Source organism: Streptomyces sp. NPDC052299 (genome assembly GCF_040679335.1).
GTDB lineage: Bacteria > Actinomycetota > Actinomycetes > Streptomycetales > Streptomycetaceae > Streptomyces.
In genome coordinates this window covers 168,242-191,789 of record NZ_JBFAUP010000007.1, presented here as the reverse complement: position 1 = coordinate 191,789, position 23,548 = coordinate 168,242, and the positions used below count along the sequence as shown (strand labels likewise).

19 protein-coding genes are annotated in these 23,548 nt (G+C 72.3%); 14 read left to right on the top strand and 5 right to left on the bottom strand.

The window, feature by feature from the left end; genetic code table 11:
- The first annotated feature begins 26 nt into the window (after positions 1 to 26).
- Positions 27 to 1,577, top strand: coding sequence for an MFS transporter (locus AB0L33_RS14540; protein WP_365681167.1), 1,551 nt, complete (start codon positions 27 to 29; stop codon positions 1,575 to 1,577).
- A gap of 28 nt (positions 1,578 to 1,605) precedes the next feature.
- Here AB0L33_RS14540 and AB0L33_RS14535 read toward each other — a convergent pair whose 3' ends face one another.
- Positions 1,606 to 3,897: a glycoside hydrolase family 3 N-terminal domain-containing protein gene (locus tag AB0L33_RS14535; protein WP_365681165.1), complete on the bottom strand. Its 2,292-nt coding sequence runs from the start codon at positions 3,895 to 3,897 to the stop codon at positions 1,606 to 1,608.
- A gap of 150 nt (positions 3,898 to 4,047) precedes the next feature.
- On the opposite strand from AB0L33_RS14535, the gene AB0L33_RS14530 reads away from it, so the two are divergent.
- Entirely contained in the window at positions 4,048 to 4,647 is a 600-nt protein-coding gene (locus AB0L33_RS14530; protein ID WP_365681163.1) for a TetR/AcrR family transcriptional regulator, read from the top strand.
- A gap of 228 nt (positions 4,648 to 4,875) precedes the next feature.
- Complete coding sequence (locus AB0L33_RS14525; RefSeq protein ID WP_365681161.1) at positions 4,876 to 7,872, top strand: carbohydrate binding domain-containing protein; 2,997 nt, start codon at positions 4,876 to 4,878, stop codon at positions 7,870 to 7,872.
- A 42-nt stretch (positions 7,873 to 7,914) separates the two neighbouring features.
- Here AB0L33_RS14525 and AB0L33_RS14520 read toward each other — a convergent pair whose 3' ends face one another.
- Positions 7,915 to 8,817: a PfkB family carbohydrate kinase gene (locus AB0L33_RS14520; protein ID WP_365681159.1), complete on the bottom strand. Its 903-nt coding sequence runs from the start codon at positions 8,815 to 8,817 to the stop codon at positions 7,915 to 7,917.
- Between the two features lie 127 nt (positions 8,818 to 8,944).
- On the opposite strand from AB0L33_RS14520, the gene AB0L33_RS14515 reads away from it, so the two are divergent.
- On the top strand, positions 8,945 to 9,406 hold the full coding sequence (locus AB0L33_RS14515) for a hypothetical protein (RefSeq protein ID WP_365681156.1): 462 nt from the start codon (positions 8,945 to 8,947) through the stop codon (positions 9,404 to 9,406).
- Positions 9,407 to 9,419: 13 nt separating this feature from the next.
- Here AB0L33_RS14515 and AB0L33_RS14510 read toward each other — a convergent pair whose 3' ends face one another.
- A complete protein-coding gene (locus AB0L33_RS14510) occupies positions 9,420 to 11,477 on the bottom strand; it encodes a SpoIIE family protein phosphatase (RefSeq protein ID WP_365681422.1) in 2,058 nt (685 codons plus the stop codon).
- Positions 11,478 to 11,696: 219 nt separating this feature from the next.
- Between AB0L33_RS14510 and AB0L33_RS14505 the strand changes: the two genes are divergently transcribed.
- From AB0L33_RS14505 to AB0L33_RS14490, 4 genes are all read left to right on the top strand, one after another.
- Positions 11,697 to 11,951 (top strand): WhiB family transcriptional regulator, encoded by a 255-nt coding sequence (locus tag AB0L33_RS14505; RefSeq protein ID WP_365681154.1) that lies wholly within the window; start codon positions 11,697 to 11,699, stop codon positions 11,949 to 11,951.
- 13 nt (positions 11,952 to 11,964) lie between these two features.
- Positions 11,965 to 12,285 carry a YkvA family protein gene (locus AB0L33_RS14500; RefSeq protein WP_365681152.1) on the top strand — a complete coding sequence of 107 codons (321 nt, stop codon included), beginning with the start codon at positions 11,965 to 11,967 and terminating at the stop codon, positions 12,283 to 12,285.
- Positions 12,286 to 12,420: 135 nt separating this feature from the next.
- A complete protein-coding gene (locus tag AB0L33_RS14495; protein WP_365681150.1) occupies positions 12,421 to 14,598 on the top strand; it encodes a discoidin domain-containing protein in 2,178 nt (725 codons plus the stop codon).
- 97 nt (positions 14,599 to 14,695) lie between these two features.
- The gene (locus AB0L33_RS14490) at positions 14,696 to 15,208 is read left to right on the top strand and encodes a DUF664 domain-containing protein (RefSeq protein ID WP_365681420.1); all 513 of its coding nucleotides are present in this window, start codon (positions 14,696 to 14,698) and stop codon (positions 15,206 to 15,208) included.
- On the opposite strand, the gene AB0L33_RS14485 is transcribed toward AB0L33_RS14490, so the two are convergent.
- Positions 15,166 to 15,987 carry an AraC family transcriptional regulator gene (locus AB0L33_RS14485; RefSeq protein ID WP_365681148.1) on the bottom strand — a complete coding sequence of 274 codons (822 nt, stop codon included), beginning with the start codon at positions 15,985 to 15,987 and terminating at the stop codon, positions 15,166 to 15,168. The genes AB0L33_RS14490 and AB0L33_RS14485 overlap by 43 nt on opposite strands.
- A gap of 89 nt (positions 15,988 to 16,076) precedes the next feature.
- Between AB0L33_RS14485 and AB0L33_RS14480 the strand changes: the two genes are divergently transcribed.
- The gene (locus AB0L33_RS14480) at positions 16,077 to 16,517 is read left to right on the top strand and encodes a DUF2000 domain-containing protein (protein ID WP_365681146.1); all 441 of its coding nucleotides are present in this window, start codon (positions 16,077 to 16,079) and stop codon (positions 16,515 to 16,517) included.
- Positions 16,518 to 16,559: 42 nt separating this feature from the next.
- Here the strand turns inward: AB0L33_RS14480 and AB0L33_RS14475 are convergent, their stop codons facing one another.
- Positions 16,560 to 17,852: a phosphoribosyltransferase gene (locus AB0L33_RS14475; protein ID WP_365681144.1), complete on the bottom strand. Its 1,293-nt coding sequence runs from the start codon at positions 17,850 to 17,852 to the stop codon at positions 16,560 to 16,562.
- A gap of 249 nt (positions 17,853 to 18,101) precedes the next feature.
- Between AB0L33_RS14475 and AB0L33_RS14470 the strand changes: the two genes are divergently transcribed.
- Genes AB0L33_RS14470 through AB0L33_RS14450 form a run of 5 tightly spaced genes read left to right on the top strand, consistent with a single transcriptional unit; the run spans position 18,102 to position 23,545 of the window.
- Positions 18,102 to 19,358 carry an ATP-grasp domain-containing protein gene (locus AB0L33_RS14470; protein WP_365681142.1) on the top strand — a complete coding sequence of 419 codons (1,257 nt, stop codon included), beginning with the start codon at positions 18,102 to 18,104 and terminating at the stop codon, positions 19,356 to 19,358.
- A complete protein-coding gene (locus AB0L33_RS14465; protein ID WP_365681140.1) occupies positions 19,355 to 20,188 on the top strand; it encodes a DUF364 domain-containing protein in 834 nt (277 codons plus the stop codon). Before AB0L33_RS14470 ends, AB0L33_RS14465 begins: the two co-directional genes overlap by 4 nt.
- Entirely contained in the window at positions 20,185 to 21,252 is a 1,068-nt protein-coding gene (locus AB0L33_RS14460) for a cysteine synthase family protein (protein ID WP_365681138.1), read from the top strand. The genes AB0L33_RS14465 and AB0L33_RS14460 overlap by 4 nt, the downstream gene beginning before the upstream one ends.
- The gene (locus tag AB0L33_RS14455) at positions 21,249 to 22,295 is read left to right on the top strand and encodes an enolase C-terminal domain-like protein (RefSeq protein WP_365681136.1); all 1,047 of its coding nucleotides are present in this window, start codon (positions 21,249 to 21,251) and stop codon (positions 22,293 to 22,295) included. Before AB0L33_RS14460 ends, AB0L33_RS14455 begins: the two co-directional genes overlap by 4 nt.
- Positions 22,292 to 23,545 carry an MFS transporter gene (locus tag AB0L33_RS14450; protein WP_365681134.1) on the top strand — a complete coding sequence of 418 codons (1,254 nt, stop codon included), beginning with the start codon at positions 22,292 to 22,294 and terminating at the stop codon, positions 23,543 to 23,545. The genes AB0L33_RS14455 and AB0L33_RS14450 overlap by 4 nt, the downstream gene beginning before the upstream one ends.
- Positions 23,546 to 23,548 lie beyond the last annotated feature (3 nt).

Sequence of the window (23,548 nt, the reverse complement as noted above, 5' to 3'; positions counted from 1 at the left end):
CTCGTTCACCCAACCGCACCGAACCCATGACTGGCTCCCACGCGACACCCGCGCAGGCCACCGCAACCCCCCGGAGGGACCGCGGCGGCACGATAGCCCTGCTGGTCATCTGCTCGTGCCAGCTGATGGTGGTCCTCGACATCACCATCGTGAACATCGCTCTGCCGCACATCCAGACGTCCCTCGGCTTCTCCACCGAGAACCTGTCGTGGGTGATCAACGCCTACACCCTCACCTTCGGCGGCCTGCTGCTGCTCGGCGGGCGGATCGGTGACATCCTCGGGCGGCGCCGGGTCTTCATGACCGGCGTCGCCCTCTTCGTCATCGCCTCCCTGCTCGGCGGACTCGCCCAGGAATCCTGGCAGTTGCTCGCCGCCCGCTCGCTCCAGGGTGTCGGCGGCGCCATCGCGTCGCCGACCGCGCTCGCCCTCATCACGACGACGTTCCACGAAGGCCCCGCGCGCAACCGGGCGTTCGGGGTGTTCGCGGCCGTCTCGGCGGGGGGCAGCGCCATCGGGCTGCTCGCGGGAGGCGTGCTGGTCGAGTGGCTGGACTGGCGGTGGATCTTCTTCGTCAACGTGCCCATCGGCGCGCTCATCGTGCTGGCGACCCGCCGCTACATCCAGGAGTCCGAGCGTCACCCGGGCCACTTCGACGTGCTCGGCGCCCTCACGGCGACGCTGGGCATGGTCAGCCTCGTGTACGGGTTCATCCGGGCCTCCGAGGAGGGCTGGAGCGACGCCCTGACCCTGGTCGCGTTCGCCGCGGCGGTGGTGCTGCTCGGGCTGTTCATCGTCATCGAGAGCCGGTCCCGGCAGCCCATCACCCCGCTGTGGATGTTCCGCGACCGCAACCGCGCCGGCACCTACGGGATCATGCTGTGCCTCGCGGCGGCCATGTTCGGGATGTTCTTCTTCCTGACCCTGTTCGTGCAGAACATCCTGGGCTTCAGCCCGCTGCGCACGGGCCTCGCCTTCCTGCCGGTCAGCGTCATCATCGCGATCGGCGCCGGATTCACCTCGAAGCTGCTGCCGAGGTTCGGGCCCAAGCCCTTCATGGTGACGGGCGCGGTCCTCGCCGCGATCGGGCTCGGCTGGCTGACGCAGACCGACGTCCACAGCTCGTACCTGGGCAGTCTGCTGGGCCCGGTGCTGGTGTTCGGGCTCGGCATGGGCCTGCAGTTCGTCTCGCTGACGCTGATGGCGCTCTCCGGCGTCGCGCCCCACGAGTCGGGCGCGGCCTCCGGAATCCTCAACACCACGCAGCAGGTCGGCGGATCGCTCGGTCTCTCCATCCTGGTCACGGTCTTCGGTACGGCCAGCCGCAACGAGGCGACCGACCAGGTGCCCAAGTTCATGGCCGAGGCGACACCGGCGCAGCTCGCCCGGTTCCGCAGGACGGGACAGCTTCCCAGCCCCTGGGGCGACCAGGTCCTGGCGTCGGGCGTCTCCACCTCGTTCCTGGCCGCGGCTGCCTTCGCCGTCGCCGCCGCGCTGATCGCACTGTTCGTCATCCAGGTCCGCCCCTCGGACCTGGAACGGCTGCGCGGAAGCGGAAGCGGCCGGCCGGGCGCCTGAACACCCGCCCGACCGCTCCCGCGGTCCGTCAGTCCTTGACGGTGAAGCCCGCGCGCAGCAGGTCGTCGTCGCGCGACGACGGACCGACGAGCAGCTCGAAGGCCCCCGACTCCACGACCCGCCGGCCCTCGGCGTCCACCAGCGCGCACGCCGCCACCGGCAGCTCGATCGTCACCTCGCGCGACTCGCCCGGGGCCAGTCGGACCTGCCGGTAGGTCTTCAGCTCCTTCTCCGCCCACGTCACGGACGTCACCAGGTCACTCACGTACGCCTGGACGGTCTCCAGCGCGGGGCGCCCGCCGGTGTTGCTGACGGTGACGCGCGCCCGCAGCGTGTCGCCCGCGCCCAGGACGTCGGTCACCACCTCCAGGTCCGAGTAGGCGACGGTCGTGTAGCTCAGGCCCTCGCCGAAGGCGAACGCGGGCCGCTGCGTCAGGTCCGCGTACCGCGAGCCGTGCTGGCCGCGCAGCTGGTTGTAGTACGTGGGCTGCTGCCCGGCGTGGCGCGCGAAGGACACGGGCAGCCGGCCGGACGGCTCCACGAGGCCGAGGACCAGCTCGGCCACCGCCCGGCCGCCCTGCATGCCGGGGTTGAAGGCGTACACGATCGCCGAGGCACGGTACGCGGACGGCGGCAGGACCAGCGGCTTGGAGGCGATGACGACCACGGTGAACGGCTTGCCCGTCGCGGCGAGCGCGTCCAGCAGTGCGATCTGGCCGCCGATCAGCTCCAGGGTCGCGGTCGAGCGCCCCTCACCCACCAGCTCGATGCGGTCGCCCACGACGGCGACGACGTGGTCGGCGGCCCCGGCGGTGGCGACCGCCTCCGCGATCAGCTCGTCGGAGGGCTCGCACGGGACGACGATCTCGGGGCGCGGCTGTCCGTCGGGGAAGAACTCCCCCTCCGGGTCGGGGCCCACCGTCAGGATGTCGGCGCCGCGCGCGTGGGTGACGGTCCAGCCGGCGGGCACGTGCTCCCGGAAGCCGTCGAGGACGGTACGGATCATGGCGCGCGGATGACCGTCCGGCAGCCAGTCCGCCTGACCGGACGAGCCCGCCCAGTCCCCGAGCTGCGTCTGCGCGTCGTCGGCGTTGGGCCCGATCACCGCGACCGTACGCGGCGCCGCCCCGGCCTCCGCCACCGCCCGCCCGTCCGCCCCGGCCTCGAAACCGCCGTCCAGGGGCAGGGTGCCGTCGTTGGCCAGCAGGACCAGCGAGCGGCGGGCGACCTCGAGGTTCAGCTCGGCGTGCCCGGCGCTGCCGATGACCGCCTGCTGCCGCGCCCGGTCGGGGTGGCGGGGGTTCTCGAAGAGGCCCAGCTCGAACTTGAGCGTGAGGATGCGCGCGACCGCGGCGTCGATGTCCGCCTCGGCGAGCCGTCCGGCCGCCACGGCCTGCTGCGCGCCCTCGAAGAAGTCGGGCGTGGTCATCACCATGTCGTTGCCCGCCCGGACCGCGGCGGCCGCCGCCTGGGTGTGGTCCGCGTACACCTTCTGCTCCCACACCATGCGCCCGACGTTGTCCCAGTCGGTCACCAGCGTGCCGGTGTAGCCCCACTCGCCGCGCAGCACCTCGTTGAGCAGCCAGTTGTTGACGGTGACGGGGACGCCGTCCATCGACTGGTAGCCCAGCATGAACGTGCGGCAGCCCTCCCTGGCCACCCGCTCGAACGGCGGCAGGAACCAGGCACGCAGCTTGCGGCGCGAGATGTCCGCCTCGCTCGCGTCCCGGCCGCCCTGGGTCTCGGAGTAGCCCGCGAAGTGCTTGGCGCACGCCAGGATCGCCGTCGGGTCGTCCAGCCCGTCGCCCTGGTAGCCGCGCACCATCGCGGACGCCAGTTCGCCGATGAGGTGCGGGTCCTCGCCGAACGTCTCGCTGACCCGTCCCCAGCGCAGGTCCCGGGTGATGCACAGCACCGGTGAGAAGGTCCAGTGGACGCCGGTCGCGGCCACCTCGACCGCGGTCGCCCGCGCCACGCGCTCCAGCAGCTCCGCATCCCAGCTCGCGGCCATCCCGAGCTGCGTCGGGAAGATGGTGGCGCCCTCCCAGAACGAGTGCCCGTGGATGCAGTCCTCGGCGACCAGGAGCGGGATGCCCAGGCGGGTGCGCCGGGTCAGTTCGGCGGCCTCCAGGACGCGTTCGGGCGAGGCGTGCAGGATCGAGCCCGCGTGCATCTCCTCGATGTGCTGCCGCACCCCGTCCTTGCCGTTCAGCTGGAGCATCTGGCCGACCTTCTCGGGCAGCGTCATCCGGCCCAGCAGGTCGGAGACGCGCTCCGCGATGGGCAGGCGGGGGTCGAGATAGGGCAGGGAGGAGCCCACGGGAGGTCCTTTCACGACGTCGGCGACGTTCTGTACGCGGAGGCTGTGCGCTCCGGGCACCACCGTACGCCGAATACCGACCTAGTGGTAAGTAAGTAGGATGCAAACATACGCAGCGGGGCCCGCCGAGACGACCGGGGAGCGTGCCGAGTGACCGGCGACGAGCGGCGTGGATACGCGAAGGGCCGGGCCAAACGCGGGGAGATCCTCGACCAGGCCATGGCCATGTTCGGCGAGGTCGGCTACCGGGGCGCCTCGCTGCGGGTGATCGCCACCCGCTGCGGCATCTCCCATCCCGGCCTGCTGCACCACTTCCCGACCAAGGAATCCCTGCTGCTCGCCGTCCTGGAACACCGCGACACCGTGGACGGCCAGTGGCTGGAGGCGGGCCGTCCCACCGGCGTCGACCGGCTGCGCCGGCTGGTCGGGCTCGCGGCGCTCAACGCCGAGCGGCGCGGCATAGTCGAGCTGTTCTGCGTGCTCTCCGCCGAGGCCACCTCCGCCGACCATCCGGCCCACGCCTACTTCGTGGACCGGTACCGCCGTTCCGTCCGGTCCACGGCCGTCTCGTACGCCGAGGCGCGCGAGAAGGGTGTGCTGCGCGAGGGCATCGACCCGCGGGAGGCGGCGCAGCAGCTCATCGCGCTGATGGACGGACTGCAGATCCAATGGCTGCTCAGCGACGGTGAGACCGATATGGCCGAGGTGCTGTACGCCCATGTGCAGGCGCAGTTGACGGTGTCGCTCTGAGCGGAGGCGGCGGCCTGCGCGAAAGGCGCGCCCCGGACCTCTTTACGAGCTTGTCATGTGCCGGTAACTTCCGTGCTGCAAGCGATTGCAGCAACATTCCGGCTTGATTTACAAGCTCGCTCGGACCTTGAGGCGCGTCAGGGTCTCCGGCGGGACGGCGCGGGCCCCATCTCCCGCGCCTCGGACGCCACGGCTTCGCCGCCGCCGTGGCCCTGCCCTGGAGACACCATGAAACGCAACGCCCACCGGTTGCTGAGACGCGCCCTGGCCTCCGCCGCTGCCGCCGCCGCGGTGTGCGGTCTGCTCACCGCACTCCCGGACACCGGCCTCGACGCACGGCCCGTCGCGGCCTCCGACGCGACGACCACCGTCTTCTACTACACCAAGACCAAGAACTGGGCCGCCTACAACCTGCATTACGCCCCCGACGGCGGTGCGTGGACCACCGTGCCCGGGGTGGCCATGGAGGCCGCCTGCGCCGACTGGGTCAAGAAGACCGTCCCGCTCTCCGGCGCCGAGGGCATCCAGGCGACCTTCAACAACGGCTCGGGCGTCTGGGACAACAACGGGGGCAGGAACTACGACCTGGGCAGCGGAAGCATCACCGTCAAGGACGGGGTCGTCGCCCACAGCGACCCCTGCGCGGACAGTGGCGACCCCGGCCCCAGCCCCACCCCGTCCGACCAGGCGCACACCGCCTCGGTGTACTACTCCACCGCCACCGTCGGCTGGACGACCACCAACCTCCACTACCAGCCCGCGGGCGGCTCGTGGACCACCGTGCCCGGGGTCGGTATGGAACCGGCCTGCACCGGCTGGGTGAAGAAGACCGTCGACCTCGGCGACGCCACCTCGATGAAGGCCGCCTTCAACAACGGCAACGGCGTCTGGGACAACAACAACGGCGGCGACTACACGATCCCCGCCGGCCTCAGCACCGTGAAGGACCGCGCGGTCACCAAGGACGCCGCGGACCCCTGTGCCGCTGCACCCGCCGACACCGAGGCACCCACCGTGCCGAGCGGAGTGACGGCGAAGGCCGACGGCGTCGCCGTCGTCCTGAGCTGGGAACCCGCAACGGACAACACCAAGGTGACGAAGTATCAGGTCACCCGCACGGGCGGCTCCAAGGGCAGCGTCGTCACCGATGTGACCTCCACCGTGCTCTCCGAATCGGGCCTGGAGGAGCACACCACGTACACCTACACCGTCAAGGCCGTCGACGCGGCGGGCAACACCTCCGCCGCCTCCGCGCCCGCGAAGGCGACCACCGGTGACAAGCCGCCGGCGGCGGCCCAGGGAACGCCCCTCGGCACCGACCCCCGCAAGGACCCGATCTACTTCGTCCTCACCGCCCGCTTCAACGACGGCGACGCGAGCAACAACCGCGGCGGCAGCCAGGACGTCAAGTCCGGCAACGCGGCCAACAACGACCCCATGTTCCGGGGGGACTTCAAGGGCCTGGTCAACAAGCTGGACTACATCAAGGGGCTCGGCTTCTCCGCGATCTGGATCACCCCGGTCGTTCTCAACCGCTCCGACTACGACTACCACGGCTACCACGGCTACGACTTCTACAAGGTCGACCCCCGCCTGGAATCCGCCGGGGCCTCCTACCAGGACCTCATCAACGCCGCCCACGCCAAGGGCATCAAGATCTACCAGGACGTCGTCTACAACCACTCCTCGCGCTGGGGCGCCAAGGGCCTGTTCACGCCCACCGTCTACGGCGTCCGGGACACCCAGTGGAGCTGGTACTACGACGAGAAGAACGAGGGCTTCGAGTACGACGGGCTCACCGTCGAACCCAAGAGCGGCAAGTCCTACTACAACGGCGACCTGTGGTCCACCGCCGAACCCGCGGGCAACACCTGCCTCAACTGGGGCAAGCCCACCGGAGGCAAGTCCGCCGAGGGCTACACCATCTACAACTGCCAGTGGCCCAACCCCACGTCGGGGATGTTCCCGAAGGAGTACTACCACGCCTGCTGGCTCGGCAACTGGGAGGGTGAGGACTCCCGCTCCTGCTGGCTGCACGAGGACCTGGCCGACTTCAACACCGAGTCCGCACCGGTGCAGAACTACCTGATCGGCGCCTACGACAAGTACATCGACATGGGCGTGGACGGCTTCCGCATCGACACCGCGGTGCACATCCCGCGCACCACCTGGAACCGGCGCTTCCTGCCCGCCATCCAGGAGCGGGTCACCCAGAAGTTCGGCGCCGGGGCCGCGCAGAACTTCCTCGTCTTCGGCGAGGTCGGCGCGTTCGTCAACGACAAGTGGAACCGCGGCTCGGTCAACCACTCGGCGCAGTTCTTCACCTGGAAGGAACGCAAGGAGTACGACCCCGACGACACCAAGGCCGCTCTGGAGATGTACACGTACGAGGAACAGCTCGGCACCGGCAACCAGCCGACGTCCACCAACGCGTTCCTGGACGGCAACAGCTACCACACCCCGGACCACAGCCAGTTCTCCGGCATGAACATCATCGACATGCGCATGCACATGAACTTCGGTGACGCCACCAACGCGTTCAACAACGGCAAGGACTCCGACGACTCCACCAACGACGCCACCTACAACGTCGTCTACGTCGACAGCCACGACTACGGGCCCAACAAGAGCAGCGAACGCTACGCGGGCGGCACCGACGCCTGGGCCGAGAACATGTCGCTGATGTGGACCTTCCGCGGCATCCCGACCCTCTACTACGGATCGGAGATCGAGTTCCAGGCCGGCAAGAAGATCGACTGCGGGCCCACCTGCCCCCTGGCCACCACCGGCCGCGCCTACTACGGCGACCACCTCGCGGGCAGCGTCACCGCCTCGGAGTTCTCGCAGGTCGACTCCGCCTCCGGTGAGGTCGCCCACACCCTCGCCCAGCCCCTGGTGAAGCACCTCCAGCGGCTCAACGAGATCCGCCGCGCCGTACCCGCCCTCCAGATGGGCCAGTACTCCACGGAGGGCATCACCGGCCAGATGGCGTACAAGCGCCGCTACACCAGCGGGACCACCGACAGCTTCGCCCTGGTCACCGTCACGGGCGGCGCCTCGTACACCGGCATCCCGAACGGCACCTACAAGGACGCCGTCACCGGCGACACCCGGGTCGTCACCGACGGAAAGCTCACCGTCGACGCCCCGGGCAAGGGCAACATGCGCGTGTACGTGCTGAACGGCCCCGGAAAGATCGGCACCGCGGGCCCCTACCTCAAGTAGCCGTACGTGCGGGTGCCCCGTCGCCGGGGCACCCGCACGCCGTCACTCGCCCAGCAGCTCCGCCCGGCCGATCATGGCCGTCGAGCCCGGAGCCGTACACGCGAAGGCACCCGCCACCGCACCCAGCCGGGCGCACTCGGCGGGTTCACGCCCGTCCAGCCTGCCGTACAGGAAACCGGTGACGAACGCGTCGCCCGCCCCGTTGGAGTCGACCACCGGCGCGGGAGGCGACACCGCCGGAATGTGCACCGGCTCGTCCGCGCCGTCGCGCGTGAGGACATACGCACCCCCGGCGCCCGCCGTGGCCACCACGGCCCCGGCCCGGCCCTCGCGCAGGATCTCCCTCATCAGCTCGGGCGCGCGCTCGCCGGTCGCCGCCGCGCTGAAGAAGACCAGGTCCGACCGGAGCGCGAACTCCCGCTGATGGTCGGCGAGTCCGTCCCAGTCGTGCAGATCCGTGGAGACCGGCACCCCCAGCGCCTCGATGTCGTCGTACAGGAACCGGGTGAAGTTCGTGATCGACAGATGGACATGGCGGGCCCGGCGCAGGTGGGGCAGATAGAAATCCCGCGGCATCCGCAGGTCCTCCGGGTCCCGGGCGTCGTAGAACGACATCCGCCGGCCCGTCGCGTCCACCAGGTTCACCGCGCGGCGGGTCCCGGCCGCGGAGATCGCCGCGTGGAACTCCACATCGCCCTTCGCCAGGCGCTCGCGCACCTGTGCGCCGGTCGCGTCGTCCCCGATGCAGTCGAGGAACGCCACGTCGAGCCCCAGCGCACGGACGCCGAGCGCCACATTGCCGCCGGTCTGGCCGGGCCACTCCTGGATCGGGCCGACCATGACCGAGTCGGCGAGCGGGACCGGCAGGGCGTCGACGCGGACGATCGTGTCCACCCCGCTGCCTCCGACCACCACGACGTCGTACACCGCTTCTTGTTGGACCACTGAGCCCCCTTTCGTGTTCCCGCCGCGTTCAGTATCGCCCACCGCCCGGCCGCTCGACGCGCGCCCGGGAGACCGGCTGGCTAGGCTCGACCGGGGGCCGACGACCTGTTCCATGGAGGCTCACGCCATGATGCTGTTGCCCGAACCGCGCGACATCCCGCCGCGCATCGCCACCGGCGCGTTCATCCTCAACTCCGGCCTCGGCAAGCTCAAGGCCGACGAGGGGACCGCCCAGGGGCTGCACGGTATGGCCAGCAACGCCTATCCGTTCCTCGGCAAGCTGGAACCCGCCCAATTCACCCGGATGCTCGCCTGGTCCGAGATCGCGGTGGGTGCCACGCTGCTGACCCCGTTCGTGCCGACCCGGCTCGCCGGACTCGCCCTCACTGGGTTCTCCGGCGGCCTCTTCGGCCTCTATCTGCGGACGCCCGGCATGCGGGAGCCCGGCAGCCTGCGGCCGACGCAGGACGGGATCGCGCTCGCCAAGGACTCCTGGATGCTGGGCATCGGCCTCGGCTTCCTGGGCGCGGGCGGCCGGCGCGCGCGATGCGCCGCGAAGTGCCGCACCCGGCGTCGGTGCTCGCACTGAGCCCACGCCGCCGTCACGCGTGGACCCGGGCCATCAGCAGCGCCACGTCGTCGTGGCCGTCCGGGTCCCGCAGCTCGCGCAGCAGCCGGTCGCACGTCGCGTCGAGCGACGCGTCCGGAGTCCGCAACAGCCCCAGCAGCGTCGCCAGGCGGCTGTCGATGTCGTCGTCCCGGGTCTCCACCAGGCCGTCCGTGTAGAGGACCAGCCGGTCGCCCGGGCCGAGCGGGACCGTGACATCGCTGAATGGCACCCCGCCCACCCCCAGCGGCACCCCGGCCGGAAGGTCCAGCAGCACCGGCTCACCGCCGTCCGGGATCAGCACCGGCGGCAGATGCCCGGCCGTGGACACCCGGCACCGCCCGGCGCCCGGATCGTAAGCGGCGTACACACACGTGGCGAACCACGGGTCCAGTCCCGCGGTGATCTCGTCCAGGTGGCCCAGCACCTCGGCGGGCTCCAGGGAGAGCCGGGACAGGGTCTGGGTGGCGGTGCGCAGCCGGCCCATCGTCGTCGCCGCGTTGATCCCGCTGCCCATCACATCGCCCACCACCAGGGCCGTCCCGCCATCGCGCAGCCCGATCACGTCGAACCAGTCACCGCCGACCTCGTACCGCGAGGCGGCCGGCCGGTAGCGGGACACCACTTCCAGGCCCACCGGGTCGTGATGGTTGCGCGGCAGCATGCTGCGCTGCAGGGTGAGCGCGGTCTCCTGCTGCTGGCGGTAGAGCCGGGCGTTGTCGATGCCGACCGCGGCCCGGGTCGCCAGCTCGGCGGCCAGCGCCTCGTCCTCCGCCGTGAACGGCAGCGGGTTGTCCGTCCGGATCAGGTCGATCGCCCCCAGCACCTCCCCCCGCGCGATCAGCGGCACCGCCAGGTAGGAGTGCGCACCGGCCTCGGCCAGCAGGGCGGCCGACCGCTCGTCGCGGGCCACCCGCGCCAGCGATGTCGCGTCGAGACGGGGCACCCGCACCGGCCGGGCCGTCCGCACGCACCGCGTGACCAGGCGGTCGGGGCCGTACTGGGCGGCCCGGCCCGGTGGGTCCGCGGCCTCCACCACCGGGGACGGCCGGGCGGAGACCACGGCGAGGGCCTGGATCAGGAGCGGGCCGTCCGCCGGACCGGGCCGCCCCTTCAGGACGCTGTCCAGCACGTCCACCGCGGCGACGTCGGCGAGCTGCGGCACGGTGACCTCGGCCAGTTCCAGGGCCGTCTGCTCCAGGTCGAGCGTGGTGCCGATGCGCACCGAGGCGTCGGCGATCAGCGCGAGGTGCTGCCGGGCCCGCTCCGCCTCGGCCGCCGCGCGGTACCGGTCGGTGACGTCGATCAGCGACAGGGCGATGCCCAGCACCCGCCCCGCGGAGTCGTCCAGCCGGTACAGCGAAACCGACCAGGCGCGGTCGCTGTCCGGGGCGGCGGGGGAGCGGCCGGCCAGCTGGCGCGAGACCTGCGGGACACCGCTTTCCAGGACCTCCCGCGCGGCCGCCTCCAGGCCGTCCGGGGCCAGGAACGACAGTGCCTCCCTCATCGGCCGCCCCACGTGCCCGGCGGCGCTCGTGCCGTCCATCCGTTCCAGCGCGGGGTTAGCGGACATGAAGCGCAGGTCCGGGCCCAGCACCGCGAGGCCGATCGGCGACTGGTCGACCAGGCCCACCGACAGCGCGAGATCCCGCTCCAGCCGGCGCAGCACGTCCCCGTCGGCCGCCAGCCCCAGCGCGTAGAAGTCACCCCGGTCGTCCTGCAGCCGCATGTTGCGGAATTCCAGCAGTCGGGTCGTGCCGTCCTTGTGCCGCACGGGGAAGATCCCGGCCCACGCCTCGCCGCTGCTCATCACCTCGCCGAACAGGCGCAGCACCAGCTCCAAGTGCTCCTCGTCGACCAGCACCCGGGCGGCGTACTCGCCCAGCGCCTCGTCGGCGGAGTACCCCAGCAGCCGTTCGGCCTGCGGGCTCCACAGGACGATGCGGCCCTGGGTGTCCAGGACGAGCGCGGCGACTCCGAGGACGTCGAGCAGACCGCTCTCGGACGCCCGGCGCGCGCCCGCCCGGCGGGCCTCGCCCCAGCCGATCCGCATGTCATCAGTGCCGCCCACGGACGATCCTTCCCAGCCGTCACCGTGCCCGACGCAGGCCCGCCGTCTCCCATGATCGCCCCTCAGCCGCCGCCCCCGCAGCTTCGCGGTACGTGAAGAGGAAGCGAAGGAAGGGGCGCCGGGGTTTCGGGGGCGAAATGCCGGTCACTCGCAGCGTACCGAGGCAAACGCGACGCACACGACCGTCAGGAGTGAGAGTCCATGGAGAACTGGCGCATGCACGCGGCCTGCCGCGACGAGGACCCGGATCTGTTCTTCCCCATCGGAAGCACCGGCCCGGCGCTCGTCCAGGCCGAGGAGGCCAAGGCGGTGTGCCGACGCTGCCCCGTTCAGGAGGAATGCCTGCGGTGGGCCCTGGAGAACAACCAGGACGCCGGGGTGTGGGGCGGACTCGGGGAGAACGAGCGGCGCGCCCTGAAGCGGCGCACCCGGCACCGGACGCGCCGCTCCGGATGAGGCAGGATGAAGCATGGACACCAAGGCTTGGATCATCGTCGGCGCGGCCCTCGTGCTGCTCATGCTGGCCGCCGTCGGCGTCCTCCTGGTGCGCGTCCTGAAGGCCAGGAAACTGCTGGTGGACGCGGGTGTCCCGCTGCACAACAAGGCGCTGGTCTGGGCGGCGGTGCTGTACACCGTGTCGCCGGTCGACCTGCTGCCGGACCCGGTCTACCTCGATGACATCGGGTTCCTCCTGCTGGCCCTGCGCTCGCTGCACGCCGCGGCGCGGGCCGCGGGGGTCGGCAGCCGTCCGGAGCACCCCGCCGAGACCGGGCGGAACCTCGTTCCGTAACCCTTCCCGCACATTGCCGTGAACCCGGCGTGTCCTGATCGTTGACAGCTGGACGAGTACACGTCACTCTCCTGGGAGAGCGCTCTCCCAACCCGTAGCGGGGCCCCGTCCCGCACTCTTCCGCCAGGAGAGAATGTGCACAGAGCCGGTTCAGCCCTGCCCGCGAGACCCCCCGCGGGCACGCTGCTGATCACCCTTCTCGCCCTCGTCGCCTCGTCGCTGGTCATGCTGACCGCGCCCGGCGCCCGGGCCGCGGAATCCCTGCTGTCGCAGGGGAAGACCGCCACCGCTTCCTCGTCCGAGGGCGCCGGCTACGCGGCCTCGGCCGCCGTGGACGGCAACCTCACCGGCACCCGCTGGGCCAGCGAGTGGAGCGACCCCCAGTGGCTCCAGGTGGACCTGGGTGCCACCGCCGACCTCAGCAGGGTCGTCCTGACCTGGGAGTCCGCCTACGGCAAGGCGTACGAGATCCAGGCGTCCGACAACGGCTCCGACTGGCGCACCCTGAAGACCGTCACCAACGGCGACGGCGGCACCGACGACCTCGCGGTCAGCGGTTCCGGGCGCTACGTCAGGATGCACGGCACCGCCCGCGCCGGCGGCTACGGCTACTCCCTGTGGGAGTTCCAGGTGTACGGCACCACCGGCTCAACGAACCCGGACCCCGGCACCGGCGGGGCCGTCCGCGTCACCGGTGCGCAGGGCAACTGGCAGCTCACCGTCGGCGGCAAGCCCTACCAGGTCAAGGGACTGACCTGGGGCCCGTCCGTCAACGACGCGGCGCGCTACATGCCCGACCTGAAGTCCATGGGCGTCAACACCATCCGGACCTGGGGCACCGACGGCACCTCCAAGCCGCTGCTCGACGCGGCGGCGGCGAACGGAATCCGTGTGATCAGCGGCTTCTGGCTGCAGCCCGGCGGCGGCCCCGGCAGCGGCGGCTGCGTCAACTACCTGACCGACGACGCCTACAAGTCCTCGTCGCTCACCGAGTTCGCCAAGTGGGTGGACACCTACAAGAGCCACCCCGGTGTGCTCATGTGGAACGTCGGCAACGAGTCGGTGCTCGGGCTGCAGAACTGCTACAGCGGTGACGAGCTGGAGAAGCAGCGCAACGCCTACACCACCTTCGTCAACGACGTCGCGAAGAAGATCCACACCATCGACCCCGACCACCCCGTGACGTCCACCGACGCCTGGACCGGTGCCTGGCCCTACTACCAGCGCAACGCCCCCGACCTGGACCTCTACTCGGTCAACTCGTACGGCGACATCTGCGCCGTGCGCAACACCTGGGAGGCCGGCGGTTACACCAAGCCCTACATCATCACCGAGGGCGGCCCGGCCGGTGAGTGGGAGGTCCCCGACGACGCCAACGGGGTCCCGGACGAGCCCACCGACGTGCAGAAGGCCGAGGGCTACACCAAGGCGTGGAACTGCGTCACCGCCCACCAGGGTGTCGCGCTGGGCGCCACCTTCTTCCACTACGGCACCGAGCACGACTTCGGCGGCGTCTGGTTCAACGTGGTGCCGGACGGCAAGAAGCGGCTCTCGTACTACGCCCTGAAGAAGGCGTACAGCGGCTCCACCGCCGGTGACAACACCCCGCCCGTCATCAGCGACATGACGGTCCAGAACGCCGGTGGCGCCCCCGCGGGCAAGGAGTTCACCGTACGGGCGGACGTCCGCGACCCGGACAACGACCCCATCACGTACAAGATCTACCTCAGCGGCAACTACGCGACCGGCGACAAGGCCCTGGTGGAGGCCGCCTGGCGGTCCACCGGCGACGGCACCTTCGCGGTCACCGCGCCCGCGCGGCTCGGGGTGTGGAAGGTGTACATCCAGGCCGAGGACGGCCACGGCAACGCCGGCATCGAGACCAAGTCGGTGAAGGTCGTGGTGCCTCCGGTCAGCGGCACCAACATCGCGCTCGGCCGCCCCGCCACCGCCAGTTCCGCCCAGGCCGGCAGCAGCGGCTGCCCCTGCACCGCGGGGATGGCGACCGACGGACGGCTGGACACCCGGTGGGCCAGCGACTGGAGCGACCCGCAGTCCATCCAGGTCGACCTGGGCGAGCGGAAGTCCTTCCGCCACCTCCAGCTGGTGTGGGACCCGGCGTACGCCAAGTCCTACGAGGTGCTGGTCTCGGACGACGGCAGCTCCTGGCGGTCGGTGTACACCACGACCACCGGTGACGGGGACGCCGACGACCTCGACATCGCGCAGACCGCCCGTTACGTGAAGCTCAACCTCACCCAGCGGGGCACGGCGTGGGGCTACTCCCTCTGGGAGTTCGGCATCTACAGCTGACGGCCGGGCGACCACCGGCGGGGGCCTCCCCGCCGGTGCCCACCCCCGTGCGTGTCGGTGGCCGCGCGGGGGAAGGGGAACGGCCATGGTTGAACGCATGAACGTCACCGACATCCTGACCGATGGATACACCCGCATCCAGGAGACCGTGCACGCGGCCGTGGAGGGCCTGGACCTCGACGCCCTGCACGCACGGCTCGACGACGACGCCAACTCGATCGCCTGGCTCGTCTGGCACCTGACCCGCGTCCAGGACGACCACATCGCGGACGCGGCCGGCACCGAACAGCTCTGGACCGCCCAGGGCTGGGCCGGCCGCTTCGACCTGCCGCTCCCCGCCGACGCCACCGGCTACGGGCAGAGCAGCAAGGAGGTCGCGGCCGTCCGCGTGGGCTCGGCCGATCTGCTCCTCGGCTACTACGACGCCGTCCACGAGAACACGCTCGCCTACCTCCGCGGCCTGGACGGCCACGCGCTGGGCCGTGTGGTGGACGAGGCGTGGGACCCGCCCGTCACCCTCGGGGTGCGGCTGGTCAGCGTCCTGTCGGACGACCTCCAGCACGCGGGTCAGGCCGCCTTCGTCCGCGGAGTGCTCGAACGCCGCGCGTAGTGCCCCGGGCCCGTACCCACGATCCGCTTGAAGTGGCGGGTCAGGTGCGACTGGTCGTAGAAACCCGCCGAAGCGGCCACCGCCGACGCCGGGATTCCGCGCAGCAGCAGCCGGCGCGCCAGATCGACCCGCCTTCCCGTGACGTACTGGTGCGGCGCCATGCCGAACTCTCGGCTGAACGCCCGTACCAGATGGGCATGATGGGCGTGCAACCGCGCGCCCGCCTCCTGGAGCGTGATGCCCTCGACGTAGGTCGCGTCGAGCAGCTCACGCAGCCGGTGCGCCAGTTTGCTGTCCCGAACGTACGGGGCGGGGCCGACCCGGTCGCCCAGGTGCTGTTCGAGCCGTTCCGCGACCAGGGCGAGCCGGCTCGCCGCCTCCAGCTCGTCACCCGGGCTCGCAAGCGTGCGGTGGAGGCTGTCGATACGGCCGCGCAGCGCCGGGTCGTGCAGCACCGGCCGGTCCACGGCCCGGCCGATCAGCCGCTCGTCCACCTGGCCGGTGTCCAGATACAGGACGCGTTTCCGGAAGCCCTCGGGGGTGGCCGCCGCGCCGTTGTGCGGGACGTGCGGCGGGAGCAGCGTCACCGTGTGGGTGAGCACACCGTGCTCGTGGCGGTCCAGGTCGTAGCGCACCATTCCCTCGTCCACCACGAGCAGCGTCCAGGCGTCGTGCGTGTGCATGGGATAGGCGTGGTCGGTGAAACGCGCGTGGAAGACCTCGGCGATCCCCTCCACGGGCGGTGACCACGCGGTGATCTCGGGACGTGCTGCGGCCATGAGCCGATCGTACGCCGAGCGGTCGCCCCGCTCCGACGTGCAAAGTTCGTACAAGACCGGGCCCCGGGCGTCCCGGCAGGCTCGGAGCCATGACTGCTGAGACCGCCGCTCCCGCACCCGTCCGCTTCGACACCAAGATCGCCGTGCTGCTCAGGAACGACCTGGAGACCTGGCAGCGGCTGAACGTCACCGCCTTCCTGGTCAGCGGTCTCTCCACGGCAGCCCCGGAGCTGATCGGCGAGCCCTACACCGACGCCGACGACACGCCGTACCTGCCGATGTTCCGCCAGCCGGTCATGGTCTTCGAGGGTACGAAGGAGACGCTGACCACCGCCCACGCGCGTGCCGTCGGCCGCGGCGTCGCGCTGTCCGTGTTCACCTCGGACCTCTTCGCGACGGGCAACGACCGGGACAACCGTGCCGCTGTACGGGCGGTGCACCGGGACGCGCTGGACCTGGTCGGGATCGCGGTGCACGGTCCACGCGGCGCGGTGGACAAGATCCTCAAGGGCGCGTCCATGCACCGGTGAGAGGCAGCGGGTGCCGCCCGCGTCGCGACGACGGGCGTACGGTCAGCTCCCCGCGCCGGACAGATGGTCCAGGAACCACGCGCGGGCCCGCTCGGCGACATCGTCCAGCGTGCCCGGTTCCTCGAAGAGGTGTGTCGCGCCCGGGACGACGTCGAGCCGGTTCTCGCAGCGCAGCTCCGCCTGGGCCCGGCGGTTCAGGTCCAGCACCTCGGTGTCCCGGCCCCCCACGAGCAGCAGTGTGGGGGAGCGGACCTCGCCCAGGCGGGCCCCCGCCAGATCCGGACGGCCGCCCCGCGAGACGACCGCGCCGATACCGGTGTCCCGGTCCGCGCCCAGGACGGCCGCGGCCTGGAGCGCGGCGGCCGCGCCCGTGCTGGCACCGAACACGCCGAGGGGCCCGGGCGCATGGCCCCGCACCCAGGCCGTGGCGTCCACCAGGCGGCCGGCGAGGGCCGAGACGTCGAAGACATGGCCGCCCTCCGCCTCCTCGTCCGCGGTGAGCAGGTCGAACAGCAGCGTGCCGAGGCCGGCCCGGTTCAGCGCCGCCGCGACCGACCGGTTGCGCGGGCTGTGCCGGCTGCTCCCGGAGCCGTGCGCGAACAGCACGAGCGCCCCGGCCTCCCCGGCCGGGGTGAGGGTCCCCGGCAGGTCGACCCCGGCGGCCTCCACCAGGACGTCGCTGGTCAGCCGGGTCCCCGTCCGCCGCGCGGCCCGGTCGAGGAGCGCGACGACCTCCTCGTCCGGCGTCTGGCCGAAGTCCCGGTACCACTCGCCCACCGCAGAGAACCCGGCCGGCGAGGACAGACAGACCAGCTCGTCCGCCTCCTTCCGCAGCCGGGCCGCGGCGGACGGCGGCGCGACCGGCACGGCCAGCACCACGTGCGCGGCGCCCTGCGCCCGGGCGACCGCGCAGGCGGCGAGCGCGGTCGCACCGGTGGCGATCCCGTCGTCCACGAGGACCACGGTGCGCCCGTCGAGCGGCACGCGCGGCCGGTCGCCCCGGAACTCCCGTGCCCGGCGCCGAAGTTCGGCCTCCTCGGCTTCCTGGACGGCCGCGATGTCGGAGTCCGACACGCCGGCCCGGCGCACGATGTCCTCGCTGATGATCCGGACCCCGCCCTCCCCGATGGCCCCGAAGCCGAGTTCCGGGTGGTGGGGGACGCCCAGCTTGCGGACGACGATGACGTCGAGCGGGGCCCCGAGCTCCTGTGCGACGCGGTAGGCGACGGGCACGCCGCCGCGGGGGAGGCCCAGCACGACGGGATCGCTCTGCGCGAGGGGCCGGAGGGATTCGGCGAGCCGCCGGCCCGCGTCGGGACGGTCGGCGAACAGCACGGGACTCACCCCACATCGAGGACCACGCACGGTGCCCACCCCGGCTCCCGCCGGGCCACGCACGTACCTCATTCCAATCAACCGCGCTCGCCGGGCCCACGCAAATCGGCGGAAAGGTGTGGGTACCCGGCGCGTAGATGACAATGAAAACGATTGTCGTTAACGTATGCGGAGCCGGGTGCGCAGTCTGTCGGCCGTCTGCCGGTGTGTGCCCGGAATTCCGCAACCATGCGTTCACAAGGGGGAGTTGTGGCTCATCTGCTGATGGTCGAGAGCTGGGTCGGGTCCATGAGCAGGCTGCTGCCGAGAGCGATCAGGGAGGGCGGGCACGCATTCACCTTCCTCACCCGCGATCTGCACCACTACCTGCGCTCGGCGCCGGAGGGCGCCCGGCACCCCCTGCTCACGGCCCGGAACGTGCTGACGGCCCCCACCAACGACCCGGACCGCCTGCTGCCGTTCGCCGAACGAGCCCACCGGGCCATGGGCTTCGACGCGGTGGTGTCCTCCTGCGACTACTACCTGCCGTTGGCCGCCCGGATCGCCGCCCGGCTCGGTCTGCCCGGCCCCGCCCCCGAGGCGATCGAGAACGCCTGCCGCAAGGACGCCACCCGCGACGTCCTCGCCCGCGCCGGAGTCCCCGGACCGCGCTACGCGGTCTGCGCCGACTGGGCCGGAACCGCCGAGGCGGCGGCCCGCATCGGACTGCCGCTGGTCGTCAAGCCCGTGGACCTGTGCGCCGGGATGCTGGTGCGCCGCGTGGACGACGAGACACAGCTGGCCGAGGCCCACCGGGCCCTCGCCGACTTCCCGGTCAACGCGCGAGGACAACGGCGTTCCCCCGTGGTCCTGCTGGAAGAGCTGCTGCACGGCCCCGAAGTCAGCGTCGAGACGGTCACGCACCGGGGACGGACCCGGGTGATCGGGGTGACCGACAAGAGCACCGGCGGCGCACCGGCCTTCGTGGAGACCGGGCACATGTTCCCGGCGGCCCTCACCGACCAGGACGCCCGAGCGGCCCGGGACACGGCGGTCCGGGCGGTCGAGGCGCTGGGCCTGGACGGCGTCGTCGCGCACACCGAGATCAAACTGACGCCCGCGGGACCCCGTGTGGTGGAGGTCAACCCACGCCCGGCCGGGAACCGCATCACCGAACTGGTCCGGCACGTGACCGGCATCGACCTCGCCGCCGCCTGCGTGAGCGTGGCCCTCGGCGAGGAGCCGGATCTGCGGGTGCACGACACCGGACTGCGCAGCGCCGCCATCGGCTTCCTGCTGCCCGCCACCGGGGGAGTGCTGGACGGCATCGACGGCGGCGATACGGTCGGCGAGGCCGACGACGTGCTGGAGCTCAGCCTCGCCGCGCCCGGCACCCGGGTCACCGCGGTGGGCAGCAACAACGCCTACCTCGGCCATGTGATGGCGGGCGACCCCGGCGGGCCGGGCGCCCGCGCCCGGGTGGAAGCGCTGCTGGCGGGCCTCCGCCCCCGGATGGTGTCCCGATGACCGCGCACACCGCCACCGCCTCGGCCCCCGGCTCGTGCGAGGAGCTTGTCTCCCGGGTTCTGGCCGGCGCGTACGGGCACGACCCCAGGGCCCTCCGCGTCAGCACCGCCTTCACCACCCGCCAGTCCGTCAGGCATCCGGGGCGGGCCCGTGGCTACCGCAACGAGGTGCTGAGCCTGCGCATCGGCGCCGCCGTCGGTTCCTGCGCGGTCGAGCCGGGCGAACTGCCGGACACCGCGGCCGACGACTGCGTCGGCACCGACGCCGCCGCGCTGCTCGCCCACCCCCTGCTGCCCGTGCGGATCGCGGCACTCGACGCCTTCCTCATGCACGCCCTGCCGCACGGCCCCGCCTCGGGCGCCCGGCCGCTGCCGCTGCCCGCAGGGGGCTCGCTGGAGAGGTCGCGGGCCAGGGCGCGCGCCGTCGTCGGCCTGCTCGGCCTCCCGCCCGGCCGCACGGTGCTCGTCGTCGGCGTGGTCAACTCCCTCCTCGAAGCGCTGCGTGAGCGCGGACTGCGGTACGTGCCCTGCGATCTCAAGGGCGGCACCACGGAGTGGGACGAGCCGGTACGCGGCGACGCGGCGGACCACCTCGGCCGCTGCGACGCCGTACTGGCCTCCGGGATGACCCTCGGCAACGGCAGCTTCGAACAGCTCAGGTCCCACGCCCTGCGGTACGGCAAGCCGCTCGTGATGTTCGCGCAGACGGGCAGCGCGGTGCTGCCCCGGCTCATCGGCTCCGGGGTCACCGCCGTGTCCGCGGAGCCGTACCCCTTCTTCTGGCTCGACGGCGGCCCCGGCACCATCCACCAGTACGGAGGCACCCGGTGACCACAGCACTCCTGCGCCCCGCCGGCAACCGCGAACTGCTCGGCCTGGTCGGGCGCACCCCGCTCGCCCGGATCACCGCACCACTGCCCTGTCCGCACCCCGGATTCTGGGCCAAGCTCGAAGGCTTCGGGGTGGGCGGCATGAAGGCCCGCGCCGCCGTCTCGATGCTCCGGGGAGCCGAGGAGCGCGGCGAACTCCGGCCCGGCGCACCGGTCGTGGAGTCGACGTCCGGCACACTCGGCATCGGCCTGGCCTTCGCGGGCCAGGCACTCGGCCACCCCGTGATCCTGGTGGGCGACACCGAACTCGAACCGTCCATGCGGCAGTTGCTGCGCGCCCACGGCGCCCGGCTCGAGCTGGTCGACCGCCCCGCCGAGGAAGGCGGCTGGCAGGCGGCCCGGCTCACTCGGCTCCGCGAGCTGCTGACCGCACTGCCGGACGCCTACTGGCCCGATCAGTACAACAACCCCGACAACACCGCCGGCTACGCCTCGCTCGCCGCCGAGATCGCCGCCCGGCTCGACCGGGTGGACGTGCTGGTGTGCAGCGTCGGCACCGGCGGGCACAGCGCCGGAACCGCCGCCTCGCTGCGCGGACACTGGCCCGCGCTGCGGCTGATCGGTGTCGACGCCACCGGCTCGGCCATCTTCGGCCAGCCCGCCCGGCCCCGGCTCATGCGCGGGCTCGGCAGCAGCATCCATCCCCGCAACGTCGCCCACGAGCGTTTCGACGAGGTCCACTGGGTCGGCCCCGCCGAGGCCGCCGACAGCTGCCGCAGGCTCGCCAGGGGCAACTTCGTCAGCGGCGGCTGGAGCACCGGGGCCGTCGCCCTCGTCGCGGCCTGGGCCGCCCGCGTGCACCCGGGCGCGGTCGTGGCCACGGTCTTCCCGGACGGCCCGCACCGCTACCTCGGCAGCGTCTTCGACGACGGCTTCAACGCCCTGCACGGCCTCCGTACGGGTGCCCCCGCGACCCGCCCCGTCGAGATCTCCCACCCCGGCGCCGCGGAGGCCACGGGCTGGACCCGCTGCACCACGGTCACCCGCCCCCAGGAGCCTCGATGAAGTGCACCCTCGGCACGGTGGAACTCCGGCTCGCCGAGCCGCTGCGGATCTCCCGGTCCACCACGACCGCCCGGCACGCCGTCCGGCTGACCGTCGAGCACCAGGGCCTCCACGGATACGGCGAAGCCGTCACCAGCGTGTACTACGGGCTGGACACCGGGGCCCTGTACCAGTGGCTGCACCGGGCCTCCCGCGCACTCGCCCGATTCGCCGACCCCGAGACCGCCCTGGCCGCACTGCCCGATGAGGCCACCGACGCGCCCCCGGCGGTCACGGCCGCCGTGGAGTCCGCGCTCCTCGATCTCGTCGGCAAACGCACCGGTGAGCCCGTGCACCGACTGCTCGGCTCCTCCACCGCACCCACGGCCGCCACCGCCCGGACCATCGGCATCACCACGCCCGCCCGGGCCGCCGCCCTCGCCGCCCGTCTGGCGGACCGGGGATTTACGGTCGTCAAGGTCAAGGCCGGTTCGGCGGACCCCGAGGACGACCTCGCCCGGGTCCGCGCGGTCCGCGCCGCCGCCCCCGGCGTACGCCTGCTGCTCGACCCGAACGGCGGCTGGAACGGGTCCGCCGCGCCCCGGCTGCTCGGACGGTTCGCCGAACTGGGCGTCGAGGCCGTCGAACAGCCCGTCGCACCGGGGGACCCGGAAGGGCTGGCCCGGCTCGCCGCGCGGTCACCGCTGCCGATCGTCGCGGACGAGGACGCGGTCTCCTTCGAGGACGCCCGCCGCCTCGCGGGACGCGTCCACGGCATCAACGTCAAGCTCGCCAAGTGCGGCGGACCGGGCGCGGCCCTGCGCATCGCCACCCTGATGGCCGGAAGCGGAACGGATCTCATGCTCGGCTGCCTCACCGCCAGCTCACTCGGCATCGCCCCCGCCGTCCACCTCGCCGACCGGGCCCGGTGGACCGACCTGGACGGCCATCTCCTGCTCGCCCACGACCCCTGGACCGGCATCGGCGGCGACGACGGCACCGTACGCGCGAGTGCGCGGCCGGGGCTCGGCGTACATCCGAGCACGACGGGGGTGCGACGGTGACGCCATGGCGCGAGTTCAGCCCGGCCGTCCGCCTCCTGCTGGTCAACCAACTCGGCGTGAACACCGGCTTCTACCTCCTCATCCCCTACCTCGCCGTCCACCTGAGCCGCGACCTCGGCATGTCCGCCGCCGCCGTCGGCACCGTGCTCGGCGTGCGCAACCTCAGCCAGCAGGGGCTGTTCATCCTGGGCGGCTCGGCGGCGGACCGGCTCGGCGCCCGGGGCGTGATCATCGCCGGCTGCGCCCTGCGGACCGCGGGCTTCGGCCTGTTCGCCCTCGGCGACGGGACAGCGGTGCTGCTGGCGGCCTCGATGCTCAGCGGGCTCGCAGGGGCGCTGTTCAACCCGGCCGTCCGCGCCTTCCTGGCGCAGGAGGCGGGGGAGCGCAAGGCCGAGGCGTTCGCCCTGTTCAACGTGTTCGCGACGACCGGGGCCCTCGTCGGTCCCCTCCTCGGCAGCGCGCTGCTTCTGGTCGACTTCCGGGCCGCGGCCCTGACGGCGGCCGGGCTGTTCGCGCTCCTGACCGTCGCTCAGGCCCTGACGCTGCCCGCCGGACAGGCCGCCCCGGTCAAGGAGAGCGTGCTCGCGGACTGGCGCGAGGTGCTGGGGAACCGGCCGTTCATGGCGTTCGCCCTGGCCATGGTGGCGATGACCGCTCTGGAGAGCCAGCTCTATCTGCTGCTGCCCGAGGGCGCCCGCCGGGCCACCGGGTGGGACGGCGCGGCAGGACCGGTCCTCGTCGTGGCGACGCTCGCCGGGCTCGGGCTCCAGCTGCGCATCACCCGGGCGCTGCAACGCCGGGGCAGCCGGGCGGCCTGGATCAGCTGCGGCCTCGCGCTCATGGCCGCGGCCTTCGTACCGCCCCTGCTCGTGACCGCCGGACCGGACACGGATCCGGGAGACGCGCCCGGTGCCGTGCTGCGCCTGCTGCCCGTGCTGGCCGGTGCCCTGCTCCTGCAGGCCGGCCTCATGGTCGCCCAGCCCTTCGTCATGGAGCTGGTGCCCGGCTTCGGCCGGTCCCGGCTGACCGGCACCTACTTCGGCGTCTTCTACCTGGTCTCCGGCGTCGCGGCCGCCCTGGGCAACGCCGTCGTCGGCTGGGCGATGGACACCGGTGCGCGCACGGGCGCCGGGTGGCTGCCGTGGGTGTGCTGCGCCGGACTCGGGATCGCCTCGGCCGCCGCCGTCGCCCGGCTGCACCGGACCGGGGCCCTGCCCGCCGCGCCGGCACCGCTGCCGGCCCGGGCGTGAGGG